Below are 13,660 nucleotides of genomic sequence, written 5' to 3'. Positions count from 1 at the left end.
CTCGGGCGCACGGCGCCGCGGCGAGGGCGGGGGCGCTCGGCCCCCGGTGAGGTCCCCCGTACGTACGGGGGCGAGGGTGCGGGGCCAGGTCCCGTACCTACGGCGGGGGCGAGGGCACGGGGCATGTCCCCGTACATACGGGCGCCACGCCTACGCGTCCCGCACCGCTCTCGGGTCCGGCTCCGTACGGGGCCGTGGCACCCGCGCGCCGCGCTCCGCCGCGCGGGCGGCCAGCGCCTCGACGGCGGCCGCGAAGCGCACCGGCGACGGCGGATCGGCCGGTCCGAGCAACTGCTCCTTCAGCTCCGCCCGCACCGCCGCCAGCCGGTCCTTCGACGGATCCCGCACCGCGTCGAGCAGCTCCGGCACTCCCCGGGCGTCCGGCGTCAGGACCGTCGCCGCGCGCACCGTGGGGAACGCCGCCCGGAACTCCTCCTCCGACAGCCCGCCGGTGTTGGCCACCGCGTACGGCTTGCCGCTCGCCAGGAAGTCCGAGACCACCGACGACACGTCGCCGATCAGCAGGTCCGCCTGGTTGAAGCAGGAGTACAGCGACGGTCTCGCCCCGGTCACCACCCGATGCTCGGCCGGGCCGAGCGCCGCCCAGTACGCGGCCTCCCGGGCCGCCTCCCGCGCGGCCACCGCCGCCGCCCGGCCGGACTCCGGCACCCCCTGCAGCAGCATCCTCTCCGCGTCGTCGGCCCGCGCCGGGAACACGCGCCGCACCTTCTCGGGCTTGCCGCCCCGCGTCCGCGCCGGCACGCCCGACGCGTCCCCCACCAGCCGCCGGATCCGGGCGTCCGCGGCCGCCGCCCGCGGGTCGACCGAGCCGGTCAGGGGATGCGGTCTGTAGAGCAGCCGCACCCCGGGATCGGCGAGCAGCGCCCGCACCAGGTTCTCGCCCGCGAGAACCACGGAGGTGTTCCCGGGGTCGTCCGTCCAGCCCTCCCACGTGGGCGCGTACAGCACGGTCACGGGTCTCGCTGCGGGCGGGCCTGCGTACGGCAGGATCGGGGCGAGCTGCGGCCGCCCGATCTCCACCACGTCCCGGTTGTCCACGCCCACCTCGGCCCGCGCGTACCGCTCGCGGGCCGCCGGACCGGCCACCCACACCTCGTCGTACGCCTTGGCGTAGGGATTGCAGCTGGAGAGCTTGTCGCTCTCGCCGTGGTTGACGAAGGCGTGCTTGATGGACGGGATCCGCAGCACCTGCGAGGTCTTCCCGGAGTTCGCCGGGTGGATCAGCACACGGAGCGTCGACCGCTCCAGGCGCATCAGGTGCGCGACCTTCGGCACGCAGACCACCGGGAGGTCCGTCGGGCCGAGCTTCTGCATCATGAACCGTTCGCGCAGCACGATCACCGGCCGGCCGCCCAGCGCCGCCAGCGGCTCCAACCACATGTTCGCCTGGTACGCGGAACTGGTCCCGCCCGAGAAGTACATGCCCACCGTGGGCCGGTACTCCGCCAGCCAGGCGTCGAACCAGGCCAGCACCTCCGCCTCCCCGGCCGGCCGCCGTCCCGGCAGCAGCCAGGCCAGCAGCACCGCGAGCCCCGCACCGGCCAGCAGCACCGAGAGCGCCACCCCGGCGACCGCCCAGCGGCCGTCGCCGGTCAGCGCCGCCGCCATCAGGCCGGAGGTGGCCGGCAGTCCGGAGCCGAGCAGCCGGACACCGGGCCGCCGGGCGGCCAGCGCGGGCGGAGCGGGACGCAGCCGCAGCGCGGAGGCGTCGATGTTGCGTGTGAGGACCGGCAGCGTACGGCTACGGCGCACCTTGCCCACCGCGCCCTGGCAGGCGACGTACAGGGCGTAGCAGGCCAACAGGCCGTAGCAGAGCGGCAGATAGTGTCGGCCGGGGCCGTGCGGCTCCAGGTTCATCAGCCCCGCCACCAGCAGCAGGTCCCGGACCAGCTGCCGCACCATCACATCGGCACGAGCCTTGGACAGCACCCGGCTGAGCCGGCGGTGCCGCCGGTGCAGCAGCAGCTCCAGACCCAGCCCCGCGGCGGTCGAGGCGGCGAGCAGCCCCGCGTCGGGGCGGACCGCCCCCGCGACCTGTCCGGCGAAGGCGACGCCGAGCGCAGCGAGCGGGCCGAACCGGCGGAAGCGGGAGAGAGGGCGCACGTCAGGACTCCAGTCGGGCAGGACCGGCGGAGCACGGGCCCGGTCAGGGGAGCCGGTCAGGGGGAGAACGAGCCGCTCCCGCCGCTTCGTCCCCGACCGGTGCCAAGTTCACCTGAACCGGCCGTTCCGGTGCGCGGGGTTTACGCGAGCAGGCCTGCCGGCCTTTGTCCAGCCCCTGTCCAGCGACTGGAATACGGAAGCGACCCGGCTCGCACCTGACATAGATTCGGACTCGTGACAGTGGCAAGGCAGTACGTAACGGAAGCCCGAAGGATCGTCGTCAAGGTCGGCTCGTCCTCGCTGACCACAGCGGCCGGCGGCCTCGACGCGGACCGCGTCGACGCCCTCGTCGACGTCCTCTCCAAGGTCCGCAGCGGCGGTGAGAAGGAGATCGTCCTGGTCTCCTCCGGTGCCATCGCCGCCGGCCTGGCCCCGCTCGGACTGACCCGCCGTCCCAAGGACCTTGCCCGGCAGCAGGCCGCCGCCAGCGTCGGCCAGGGCCTGCTCGTGGCCCGCTACACCGCCTCGTTCGCCCGGTACGGCATCCGCGTCGGCCAGGTGCTGCTCACCACCGACGACACCAGCCGCCGCGCCCACTACCGCAACGCCTACCGGACGCTCGACCAGCTCCTGGAGATGGGCGCGCTCCCGGTCGTCAACGAGAACGACACCGTGGCCACGGACGAGATCCGGTTCGGCGACAACGACCGGCTCGCCGCCCTCGTCGCCCACCTCGTCCGCGCCGACCTCCTCGTCCTGCTGTCCGACGTCGACGGGCTGTACGACGGCGACCCGTCGAAGCCCGGCACCTCCCGGATCGCCGAGGTCACCGGACCCGAGGACATCGCCCACGTGGAGATCGGCTCGGCCGGCAAGGCCGGCGTCGGCACCGGCGGCATGGTCACCAAGGTCGAGGCCGCCCGGATCGCCGCCGCCGCCGGCATCCCCGTGGTGCTCACCTCCGCCAGCCGCGCCGCCGACGCCCTCGCCGGCCGCGACACCGGCACGTACTTCCGCCGCACCGGCCGCCGCTCCGCCGACCGGCTGCTGTGGCTCGCCCACGCCTCCACGCCGCAGGGCGCGCTCACCCTGGACGACGGCGCGGTGCGGGCGGTGGTCGAGGGCCGCAAGTCGCTGCTGCCGGCGGGCATCGCGGGCGTCGAGGGCGAGTTCGTCGCCGGCGACCCCGTCGAACTGCGCGACGCCGAGGGGCGGGCCGTGGCCCGCGGACTCGTCAACTTCGACGCCAAGGAGATCCCGCAGCTCATCGGCCGTTCCACGCGCGAACTCGCCAAGGAGCTCGGCCCGGCCTACGAGCGCGAGGTCGTGCACCGGGACGATCTGGTGGTCGTCCGCAGCTGATCGGACCGGATCGGAGCCGAAAAGGCTGAAACTCCGGTCATCCGTTGGAGAGGTTCACCAAAACCGCCCCATGTGCGGCCCGGGACTGGTCAACTTTGTTTCGGGGGCAAGACAAGGCGGGGTACAGCACAGCAGCACACGCATCACAACAGGAGGCCGCCGGTGAGACGAGCGCGCCCAGGGGCTGCGCCCCGCGGGACGTCCGAACGCGCCCTGACGAGCGTCGAGGCCGGAGCCGACTTCGGTGCGGCGAAGGACGACGGCAGCACGGCCACGGCCGAGGCACGCGCCGAGGAGCAGGTGGTGTCCAAGCTCTGGCACATCACGCTCACGGTCTCGGGGGCGGAGGCCCCGCTGAAGGAGGTCAGGCGCGGGCTCGAACAGCTGGCCCACGACCACCCCTTCCTGCTGACCAGCCGCTACGCCAACGACCACGCCGAGATCCGGTACTGGGAGGAGGCCCGCGACCTGCACGACGCGGCCGCGGTCGCGCTGCGGCTGTGGGGCGAGCACCGGCAGACCGCGAAGCTGCCGCCGTGGGAGATCGTCGGCCTGGAGGTCATCGACCGCGAGACGTACCACCTGCGGATCGCCGAGGGGTACGGGCCACCGCCTGCCGCGCCGGTGGGGGTGCACCCCTACTGACGGGCGGGCGCCGTCGACCGGTGACCGGCCGGCGGGGCGCCGGTGTGTCCAGGTGTCCACGGGCACGTCTCGCAGTGCGGGATGTGCGAGGGATGTCCGCAGTGGTGCCAGTACCCTGCGGACATGACCTCGCTCACGCCCCTCGACAATCTGTCCCCCGTCGCCCGGGCCGCCTACCGCGCCCGCGCGGCCGCCGCCGAAATCGCGCCACTTCCGCGCGCGGCGAAGGACGACGCCCTGCTGGCGATCGCGGACGCCCTCGAGGTGCGGACGAACGAGATCGTCACCGCGAACGGCCGGGACATCGAGAAGGCCCGCGCCGCCGGCACCAGCGAGTCCGTCGTCGACCGGCTCACCCTCACCCCCGAGCGGGTCCGCGCCATCGCCGCCGACGTCCGGCACGTCGCCGCCCTGCCCGACCCGGTCGGCGAGGTGGTCCGCGGCTCCACCCTCCCCAACGGCATCGACCTGCGCCAGGTCCGCGTCCCGCTGGGCGTCGTCGGCATCATCTACGAGGCCCGGCCCAACGTGACCGTCGACGCCGCCGCGCTCTGCCTGAAGTCCGGCAACGCCGTCCTGCTCCGTGGTTCCTCCTCCGCGTACGAGTCGAACACCGCCCTGGTGGAGGTGCTGCGCGACGCCGTCGGCGGCTCCGGCCTGCCCGCCGACGCGATCCAGCTCGTCCCCGGCGAGTCCCGCGAGTCGGTCCACGAGCTGATGCGCGCCCGCGGCCTCGTCGACGTCCTCATCCCGCGCGGCGGCGCCTCGCTGATCAAGACGGTCGTCGAGGAGTCCACCGTCCCCGTCATCGAGACCGGCACCGGCAACTGCCACGTCTACGTGGACGCCGACGCCGACCTCGACATGGCCGTCGAGATCCTGGTCAACTCCAAGGCGCACCGGGTCAGCGTCTGCAACGCCGCCGAGACGCTGCTCGTCCACCGGGACATCGCCGACGCCTTCCTGCCGCGTGCCCTGGACGCCCTCGCCGAGGCCGGCGTCACCGTCCACGCCGACGAGCGGGTCCTCGCCCACGCCGAGGGCAGCAAGGCCACCGTCGTCCCCGCCACGGCGGACGACTGGGAGACCGAGTACCTCTCGTACGACATCGCCGCCGCCGTCGTCGACTCCCTCGACAAGGCCGTGGAGCACATCCGGCTGTGGTCCTCCGGCCACACCGAGGCGATCGTCACCACCTCCCAGGCCGCCGCCCGGCGCTTCACCCAGCTGGTCGACTCGACCACGGTCGCTGTGAACGCCTCCACGCGGTTCACCGACGGTGGCCAGTTCGGCTTCGGCGCCGAGATCGGCATCTCCACGCAGAAGCTGCACGCCCGGGGCCCGATGGGCCTTCCGGAGCTGACCTCCACGAAGTACATCGTCACCGGCGACGGTCACGTTCGGTAGTCGGCTCTTCTCGAACGGGCAGGGATGGTTCGCACTCTCCCTGCCCAAAACCCCCTCCCAGGTCTACTCTGAACCCGTGCCGGACGACGTGGGGGGCAAGCCGTTCCAGGACGGCGGGGACCCCGAGGACTCTGTCGACCGCGGAGGCGCAGCCGAGGACTTCGCCGCCGTGGTCTTCGACGAGGACTTCGTCCGGGCCGCCGCCTTCCACGAGCCCAGCGCCGTCGAACGGCTGCTCGCCGCCGCCCAGGCCCGTGCCGAGGCCGATGCCGCCCGGGCCCGCGCCCGCCGTCGTGCCGCCGAGGACGAGCCCTACGGGGACGGCCACGGCCCCGCGTACGGCGCCGACGGCTACGACCCCGACGACTACGACGAGGCCGGCCCGTACGGTCCCCACGGCGGCGCCCTGCGCCCCTACCGCGGCACCGCCCGCTGGCACCGCCCGGTCGCCTGGGTGCTGGCCGTGGTGATGGGCGTCGGCATGGTCGCCCTCGCCTTCACCGCCGTCTACCGCGGCGCGACCGCCGGCCGCCAGGCCCCCGCACCGGCCCCGACGACCTCCGGGATCGACCTTCCGTCCCCCGGCGCCACCTCGGCCGTGGCCCCCGTCGTCGCCCCCACGGCCTCCCGTCCCGCCGTCCCCTGATCACCTCGGGGCCGAGGTCGGGATTCTTCCGAACTTGTCGTGTACCTGGGCGTTTACGGATGTCCGTGCCGACCTACTCTGAAGGTATGGCAGGCCGTGGCGACCCGCCTGAGGGGACCCCCGAAGGGCTCTCCGGCGGTGGAGAGGACGAATACCGATCCGTCGTCTTCGACGAGTCGTTCGTCCGCGCTGCCCGCCTCCAGGAGTATTCCGCGCAGGAACGGATGGGGGAGCACGCCCAGGCCGTCCGCTCCCTTCCCGGCTGGGAACCCGGCCGCCGTTCCCGGCAGCCCCTCGTCCTCGTGCTGCTGATCCTCCTCGCCTTCGGCACCGCCATCTACCTCGGCGTCCGCAACCCCTACCAGCCGCCGGCCCTCCACCGCGCCGAACCGCTCTGGAGCACCGTCACCCCCCTCGCCCCGCAGGGCCCCGTGCCCGGCGGCGAACCGGCCGAGCTGATCGCCCACAGCCCGGCCGCCGAGTACCGCACCGGGGCCGCCGGCATCAACCTCCCCGACACGGGCCGCACCGAGCACTTCTCGGAGAGCCAGGTCGTCACGGCCCTGTCCGTCGCCAAGGACTACCTCGTCGCCTCCTCCCTGGAGCCCGAGGTGCTGTCCGGGACCACCACCCGCCCGGTGCGCCTCCTGATCGACCCGGACCAGCAGGCCCAGTTCGACCGGAGCATGGACGCCCCGCGGGCCGACGGCCGGCACGCCCTCGCCGGCTGGCTGGTCCGCATCGACCCGGCCCGCGCCACGGTGATCGAGCCCGCCACCCGCGTCCAGGGCACCCTCCGCTTCGCGGAGATCGACGCCGACCTGCTCCAGGTGACCGCGGACCACACGTTCACGTACGCCCTGCGGCCCGTCGCCTCGGGCTCCGGCCCGGCCCGCGCGGCCTCGCTGTTCACCGTCCACCGCCAGCTGCAGTTCCGCTTCGACCGCGAGGACCTGCGGATGCACCGGGCCGAGCTGCTGACCAGCCGCGTCGCCGCCGGCCCCCAGTCCTGCGCCCCCGATGCCGGGGGCGCCCTGCGGCCCCTGCTCGCGGGCGAGCGGACACCCGCCACGGACGCACCCGCCGTCACCGACCCGTACGCCACCGGCGACCGCACCGTCGCGCCGCTCTGCGGCACCCTCGCCCCGAAGTCCCTGCCCCGGCTCTAGGACCCTCCGAAGTCCCTGCCCCGGCTCAAGGACCGGCGTCCTTGCGCCTTCGGCCCGTCCTCCCGGATTCCCGCAGGTCTCGCGGCGGCGTCCCGGCCTCAGCCCTCGCCGCGACTCGTGCTCTCGCCGGGGCCGGTGCTCTCACCGCCCTCGCTCCTGCCGTCCGCGGGGCCGCTCTTGCCGCCGAAGCGGTTGAAGAGCTTGCCGCTCAGATCGCCCGCGAGGTCGCCCGCGCCGCCGGCTATGTCGCCGACGAGCTTCATCAGCGGATCCTTGCTGGCCTTCACCGACTCGGCGTAGTGGTTCGCCGACTCGCGGAAGGAGTCGGTCACGGAGGTGTCCCTGTCCTCCGAGCGCTTCGGGTAGTGCCCGTCCAGGATCCGCTGGTAGTCGCGGGTCTCCGACCACTTCTTCAGCTCCGCCGCCCGCACGGTGGTGAAGGGGTGCGTCCGCGGCAGCAGGTTCAGGATCTTCAGCACGGAGTCCCGCAGATCGCCGCCGGCCTCGTACTCCTCGGCCTGCGCCAGGAACGCGTCCACGTTCATCTCGTGCAGGTGGTTGCCGCCGGCGATCTTCATCAGACCCCGCATCGAGGCCTGGAGGTCCTGGCCGACGAGCAGCCCGGCCCGGTCGGCGGAGAGCTCCGACTTGCGGAACCACTCGCGCAGCGCCGTGACGATCGCCATGATCGCCACGTTCCCCAGGGGGATCCAGGCGACCTTCACCGCGAGGTTGGTGAGGAACAGCAGGATCGTGCGGTACACGGCGTGGCCGGAGAGCGCGTGGCCCACCTCGTGGCCCACGACGGCCCGCATCTCCTCCTCGTCGAGGAGCTCCACCAGCCCGGTCGTCACCACGATGATCGGCTCGTCGAGACCGATGCACATCGCGTTCGGCTTGGGGTCCTGCGTGACGTACATCGGCGGGACCTTCTTCAGGTCCAGGATGTAACAGGCGTCCCGCAGCATGTCGTTGAGGTGTGCGAACTGGGCGTCGCCCACGCGCACGGAGTCCGAGAGGAACAGCAGCCGCAGGCTGCGCTCCGGCAGCAGTCCGCTGAGGGTCTTGAAGACCGTGTCGAAGCCGCTGAGCTTGCGGAGCGCGACCAGGGCCGAGCGGTCCGCGGGGTGTTCGTACGCGCGCGAGGAGATGTCCGGGAAGCGCTTGCGCTGCCTGCTCGGAACGTTGCCCCGGGCGTTGTCGGTGCCGTCGGTCATGGATCCCCCTGTTTCCGTACGAGTTCTCGCTCGTCCCCCTGACTGCCCCCAGCGTAGGTCCTGACCGGAAACTCCGCCGGAGCCTGTGGACAACCCCGGCGTTGTGGAAAACCGGGGAGCGAGGGTGCCGCCGAGGTGACGACGACTACGACAACGACTGAGTCGGCGTGAGCGTGCCCGGACCGCCCGCATACGATGTGCGCGAAGTCTCGCTCCCATCCCCGATCGATTGGTCCTGTCGAAGATGAGCCTGCACAGCACCGCACTCAACCTGGTCAGCCTCGCGGAGGGCGCCGAACACGGCGGCAACCACGACAGCCTGAACCCGTACGTCACCGGCGGCGGCGCCCTGCTCGCGCTCCTCCTGCTGCTGTGGGTCACCACCCGCTTCAACCGCGACCGCTGATCCGGCGGACCGCCCCGAGGGAGCGCGCCGACGTGCCAGTAGGCTCTGCACGCATGGGAGAGCAGGAAGTGCCTACTGGCCGCGGCAAGCGCCGCCTCGGCGTGATGGGCGGGACGTTCGACCCGATCCACCACGGACACCTGGTGGCCGCCAGCGAGGTGGCCGCCCTGTTCCACCTCGACGAGGTGGTGTTCGTGCCGACCGGGCAGCCGTGGCAGAAGAGCCACAAGGCGGTGTCGCCCGCCGAGGACCGCTATCTGATGACGGTCATCGCGACGGCGTCGAACCCGCAGTTCTCGGTCAGCCGCATCGACATCGACCGCGGCGGTCCGACGTACACCATCGACACGCTGCGGGATCTGCGCACGCTCAACACGGACGCGGACCTGTTCTTCATCACCGGCGCCGACGCGCTCTCCCAGATCCTCACCTGGCGGGACGCGGAGGAGCTGTTCTCGCTCGCCCACTTCATCGGCGTCACGCGGCCCGGCCACGACCTGACCGACGACGGTCTGCCGAAGGGCGGCGTCTCGCTCGTCGAGGTGCCGGCCCTCGCCATCTCCTCCACCGACTGCCGGGCGAGGGTCGCACAGGGCGACCCGGTCTGGTATTTGGTGCCGGACGGTGTGGTGCGCTACATCGACAAGCGCCAGTTGTACCGCGGCGAGTGAGCCTCGGAGAGGGGCACCGGTGAACGATCAGCACAATCCGTACGACCCGTACTATCCGCAGCAGCCGCAGATCATCGGCTACGACGCGTACGGGCAGCCGGTGTACCAGCAGCCGCAGCAGGGCCAGGGGTACGACTACGACCCGTACGCCCAGCAGCCCCCGCAGACGCAGACGCAGGGGTACGGCTACGACCCCTACGCCCAGCAGCAGCCGCCCGCCCAGGCGCCGTACGACCCCTACGGCGGCCAGGCCGCCCCGTCGCAGGCCCCTCAGCAGCCGTACGACGCCTACGGCCAGGCGTACCAGCCGCACGAGCCCCAGCAGCCGCACCAGACCCACCAGGCCCCGCAGCCGCCGGCGGCTCCCGTCGCCGCACCCGCCGGCGTCCCCGGTCAGCGCCGCGCCGCCCCGGCCGGACCGGGCGGCGAGGACCGCGAGTACCGCACCGAGCAGTTCTCGTTCATCGACGAGCCGGACGAGGACTCCGAGGACGTCATCGACTGGCTCAAGTTCACCGAGAGCCGTTCGGAGCGCCGCGAGGAGGCCCGCCGCCGCGGCAAGCGCCGCCTCGTCGCCCTGGTCGTCGTCCTCGCCCTCGTCGCCATCGGCGGCGTCGGTTACCTGTGGTCGGCCGGCAAGCTCCCCGGCCTCGGGGACACCGTCGGCCCCAGCAGCGACACCGCCACCGGCCCGCAGCGGCGGGACGTGATCGTCGTCCACCTGCACGACACCAAGAAGGGCGGCACCTCCACCGCCCTGCTCGTCGACAACGTCACGACCAAGCAGGGCACCACCGTCCTCCTGCCGAACGAGCTCTCCGTAGCGGACGACGAGGGCGCGGCGACCACCCTCGGCAAGTCCGTCGAGGACGACGGCTCCACCGGCACCCGCGAGGCCCTCGGCAACCTGCTCGGCACCAAGATCACCGGCACCTGGCGGCTGGACACTCCCTACCTGGAGAACCTGGTCGAACTGGTCGGCAACGTCGACCTCACCACCGACGCCCAGGTGCCCGGCGAGAAGAAGGGTGAGCCGCCGCTGGTGCAGCGCGGCGAGAACCAGACGCTGAACGGCCGCGCGGCCGTCGCCTACGCCACCTACCGGGGCCCCGGCGAGGCCGAGGCCAAGCAGCTCCAGCGGTTCGGCCAGGTCATGCAGGGCGTGCTGCGCAAGATCTCGTCCGACGCGAAGAGCGCCACGACGACCGTCCAGACGCTCGCCCAGATCCTCGACCCCTCCCTCCCGGAGAAGGACCTCGGGGCCTCTCTCGCCAAGCTCGCCGAGCGCGCCAAGGGCGGCGACTACACGACGGCACTGCTGCCGGTCGGCCAGGACGGCACCCTGAAGGAGTCCGCGAGCGGCGGAGTCGTCAAGGAGGTCCTGGGCGGCAAGGTCAGCCCTCCGGAGCAGGGCGCCGCGGTCCGCGTCGCGATCCGCAACGGCACCGGGAACGCCGACGCCACCGAGGCGGCCCGGATCGTGCTGATCAACGGCGGCTACGCGTTCGTCGGCGGGGCCAAGGCCGACCGGGAGGCGAAGTCGCAGGTCGTCTACCGGGACGACCTGCAGAAGATCGCCGCCGCCGAGGTCGCCAAGACCCTGGGTCTGCCGGCCGGTGCGGTCGAGAAGGGCACGCCCGCCGGCAACGCGGACGTCATGGTCGTTTTGGGCAGGGACTACAAGGTCGAGAACGGCTCCTGAGCCGGCCGCCGGGGCCCCTGCGGTGCGGCGGGCCGGCCCTTCGGGGACCGGCCCGGCCGCACCGCCGTGTATTCGCTTGCCGCGCGGTCCGCCGTCCGTGAGACCCTGGAAGTGTTCCCGACCGCCGACGAAAGCCTGCTTGTGACCGCCACGGACCGCTCCATCGAGCTCGTCAACGCCGCCGCCCAGGCGGCGGCCGACCGCCTCGCGCACGACATCATCGCGTACGACGTCAGCGATGTGCTGTCGATCACCGACGCCTTCCTGCTCGCCTCCGCGCCCAACGACCGCCAGGTCAAGTCGATCGTCGACGAGATCGAGGAGCGCCTTCTCAAGGACCTGGGCGCCAAGCCGGTCCGCCGCGAGGGCGACCGCGACGCCCGCTGGATCCTCCTGGACTACGTCGACATCGTCGTCCACGTCCAGCACAGCGAGGAGCGGGTCTTCTACGCCCTCGAGCGGCTGTGGAAGGACTGCCCCGAGCTGCCGCTGCCGAAGGACGCCGTGCAGACCCGCGGCAAGATGGCCGAGCACGCCGCGCTCACCGGCGCCGACGAGACGGACGGTGAGCTGAGCTGAGCACCGCCAAGAGAGGCGGCCGCCGGATCGTCCTCTGGCGGCACGGCCAGACCTCCTGGAACCTGGAGCGCCGCTTCCAGGGCACCACGGACATCGAGCTGACCGAGACCGGCGTGGCCCAGGCCCGCCGGTCCGCCCGGCTGCTCGCGGCCCTGAAGCCGGACGCCATCGTCTCCTCCGATCTGAAGCGGGCGGCCGCCACGGCCGCCGAGCTGGCGGCTCTCACCGGGCACACGGTCGCCCACGACTCCGCGCTCCGCGAGACGTACGCGGGGGAGTGGCAGGGCCTGACGCACGACGAGATCACCGCCCGGTACGGCGAGCAGTACGCCGCCTGGAAGCGCGGCGAGCCCGTGCGCCGCGGCGGCGGGGAGCTGGAGACCGAGGTCGCCGACCGGGCCGCCCCGGTGGTGCGCGAGCACGTCGAGAAGCTGCCGGACGACGGCACGCTCGTCGTGGTCAGCCACGGCGGCACGATCCGTACGACCATCGGACGGTTCCTCGGCCTGGAGCCCCAGCACTGGGAGTCCCTGGGCGGGCTCTCCAACTGCTGCTGGTCCGTCCTCGGCGAGGGCGCCCGGGGCTGGCGGCTCCTGGAGCACAACGCCGGCACCCTGCCCGAGCCGGTGCTCGGCGACGACGACTGACCCGGATTTCACTTTCTGGCGGGTCGCAGGCTAAAGTTCTTCTTGTTCGCAGCGCGGAGCGCGAAGAACACGAGGGGCTATAGCTCAGTTGGTAGAGCGCCTGCATGGCATGCAGGAGGTCAGGAGTTCAATTCTCCTTAGCTCCACAGCCTCGAAGATCCCGTCCCCACCAGGGGGCGGGATCTCGCGTTTCCGGGGTCAGTTCCCGCAGATCACGTCCATGCCCCGGCGGCTCTCCTCGTCGTTCGGGGTGTAGGTCACGACCCGGCACTCCGGCATGCCGTTGATGCTCAGCGAGACCGACGTCATGCGCAGCTCGCCCACGGCCTCGTGGCGGAAGGTCTTCACCCGCGCCCCCGGCGGCACCACGTCCCCGCTCGCCCAGAGCCGGGCGAACTCCGGGCTCGCCTCCGACAGCCGCCGCACGAACGACTCCCAGGCCGGCTCGCCCACGTGCCGTCCGTACGTGCCGCGTAGCTGGGCCACCATCAGCGGCAGCTCCCGCTCCCGGTCGGCGACCGGGCAGGTCGCCTCCGGGACGGTGAACAGCGTCCACAGCACGTTGCGTATGCGGGCGAGCCGGTGGTCCGGGCCCATGAACAGTCGCCGGTACGCCTCGTTGGTCGCCAGGACGTCGTAGCGCCCGTTGTAGACCACCGCCGGATGCGGGTGCAGCGCGTCCAGGACGCCCTGGATCTCCGGGCTCACCGCCTGCGCGCCGTCCTGCGCCTCGGGCGCGTACGCCACCTCGGCCAGGTGGTAGAGGTGCTCCCGCTCCGGCGGGTCGAGCCGCAGGGTGCGCGCCACGGCGTCGAGCACCTGCGGCGAGGCGTTGATCGGCCGGCCCTGCTCCAGCCACGTGTACCAGGTCACGCCCACCCCGGAGAGCTGCGCGACCTCCTCGCGCCGCAGCCCGGGCGTGCGCCGGCGCAGGCCCGGCGGGATGCCGACGTCCTGCGGGGTCACCCTCGCCCGGCGGCTGCGCAGGAAGCTCGCGAGCTCCGGTCGCCGGCGCTGTGTCGGTACTGCCATCGTGGTCACGCCCCCCATGGTCGAGTCGCCGAGCCGCCGTTGCCAGGTGCTGT

13 protein-coding genes and 1 tRNA gene are annotated in these 13,660 nt (G+C 72.7%); 11 read left to right on the top strand and 3 right to left on the bottom strand.

Annotated features, from left to right (window positions below; all coding sequences use genetic code 11):
- Nucleotides 1–150 precede the first annotated feature (150 nt).
- Nucleotides 151–2,124 (bottom strand): hypothetical protein, encoded by a 1,974-nt coding sequence (locus tag ACNJ93_RS10020; RefSeq protein WP_418957021.1) that lies wholly within the window; start codon nt 2,122–2,124, stop codon nt 151–153.
- 234 nt (nt 2,125–2,358) lie between these two features.
- Here ACNJ93_RS10020 and proB point away from each other — a divergent pair, with 234 nt between their 5' ends.
- The 5 genes from proB (at nt 2,359) to ACNJ93_RS09995 (ending at nt 7,353) form a co-directional block, all read left to right on the top strand.
- On the top strand, nt 2,359–3,486 hold the full coding sequence (proB, locus tag ACNJ93_RS10015; protein ID WP_418957020.1) for a glutamate 5-kinase: 1,128 nt from the start codon (nt 2,359–2,361) through the stop codon (nt 3,484–3,486).
- 162 nt (nt 3,487–3,648) lie between these two features.
- A complete protein-coding gene (locus tag ACNJ93_RS10010; RefSeq protein ID WP_418957019.1) occupies nt 3,649–4,131 on the top strand; it encodes a hypothetical protein in 483 nt (160 codons plus the stop codon).
- Between the two features lie 123 nt (nt 4,132–4,254).
- A complete protein-coding gene (locus ACNJ93_RS10005) occupies nt 4,255–5,538 on the top strand; it encodes a glutamate-5-semialdehyde dehydrogenase (RefSeq protein ID WP_418957018.1) in 1,284 nt (427 codons plus the stop codon).
- A gap of 76 nt (nt 5,539–5,614) precedes the next feature.
- On the top strand, nt 5,615–6,184 hold the full coding sequence (locus ACNJ93_RS10000) for a hypothetical protein (protein ID WP_418957017.1): 570 nt from the start codon (nt 5,615–5,617) through the stop codon (nt 6,182–6,184).
- Nucleotides 6,185–6,270: 86 nt separating this feature from the next.
- Complete coding sequence (locus ACNJ93_RS09995) at nt 6,271–7,353, top strand: hypothetical protein (protein ID WP_418957016.1); 1,083 nt, start codon at nt 6,271–6,273, stop codon at nt 7,351–7,353.
- 98 nt (nt 7,354–7,451) lie between these two features.
- Here the strand turns inward: ACNJ93_RS09995 and ACNJ93_RS09990 are convergent, their stop codons facing one another.
- Nucleotides 7,452–8,570 (bottom strand): M48 family metallopeptidase, encoded by a 1,119-nt coding sequence (locus ACNJ93_RS09990; protein WP_418957015.1) that lies wholly within the window; start codon nt 8,568–8,570, stop codon nt 7,452–7,454.
- A gap of 244 nt (nt 8,571–8,814) precedes the next feature.
- On the opposite strand from ACNJ93_RS09990, the gene ACNJ93_RS09985 reads away from it, so the two are divergent.
- From ACNJ93_RS09985 to ACNJ93_RS09960, 6 genes are all read left to right on the top strand, one after another.
- Nucleotides 8,815–8,976 carry a hypothetical protein gene (locus ACNJ93_RS09985; RefSeq protein ID WP_418957014.1) on the top strand — a complete coding sequence of 54 codons (162 nt, stop codon included), beginning with the start codon at nt 8,815–8,817 and terminating at the stop codon, nt 8,974–8,976.
- Between the two features lie 53 nt (nt 8,977–9,029).
- Nucleotides 9,030–9,647, top strand: a complete 618-nt coding sequence (gene nadD / locus ACNJ93_RS09980) for a nicotinate-nucleotide adenylyltransferase (RefSeq protein WP_418957013.1) — start codon at nt 9,030–9,032, stop codon at nt 9,645–9,647.
- Between the two features lie 19 nt (nt 9,648–9,666).
- A complete protein-coding gene (locus ACNJ93_RS09975) occupies nt 9,667–11,349 on the top strand; it encodes an LCP family protein (protein WP_418957012.1) in 1,683 nt (560 codons plus the stop codon).
- A 141-nt stretch (nt 11,350–11,490) separates the two neighbouring features.
- Nucleotides 11,491–11,928, top strand: coding sequence for a ribosome silencing factor (gene rsfS / locus ACNJ93_RS09970; RefSeq protein WP_418957011.1), 438 nt, complete (start codon nt 11,491–11,493; stop codon nt 11,926–11,928).
- On the top strand, nt 11,925–12,575 hold the full coding sequence (locus tag ACNJ93_RS09965; RefSeq protein ID WP_418961359.1) for a histidine phosphatase family protein: 651 nt from the start codon (nt 11,925–11,927) through the stop codon (nt 12,573–12,575). Before rsfS ends, ACNJ93_RS09965 begins: the two co-directional genes overlap by 4 nt.
- A gap of 73 nt (nt 12,576–12,648) precedes the next feature.
- Nucleotides 12,649–12,721: transfer RNA gene (locus ACNJ93_RS09960), tRNA-Ala, on the top strand.
- 52 nt (nt 12,722–12,773) lie between these two features.
- Here ACNJ93_RS09960 and ACNJ93_RS09955 read toward each other — a convergent pair.
- Nucleotides 12,774–13,625, bottom strand: a complete 852-nt coding sequence (locus ACNJ93_RS09955; protein ID WP_418957010.1) for a helix-turn-helix transcriptional regulator — start codon at nt 13,623–13,625, stop codon at nt 12,774–12,776.
- Between the last annotated feature and the right edge of the window lie 35 nt (nt 13,626–13,660).

Origin of the sequence: Streptomyces tritici (genome assembly GCF_048500665.1) — a bacterium.
GTDB lineage: Bacteria > Actinomycetota > Actinomycetes > Streptomycetales > Streptomycetaceae > Streptomyces > Streptomyces tritici.
Note: the sequence above shows the minus strand (reverse complement) of the source record. Positions and strands in the feature narration are given on the sequence as shown.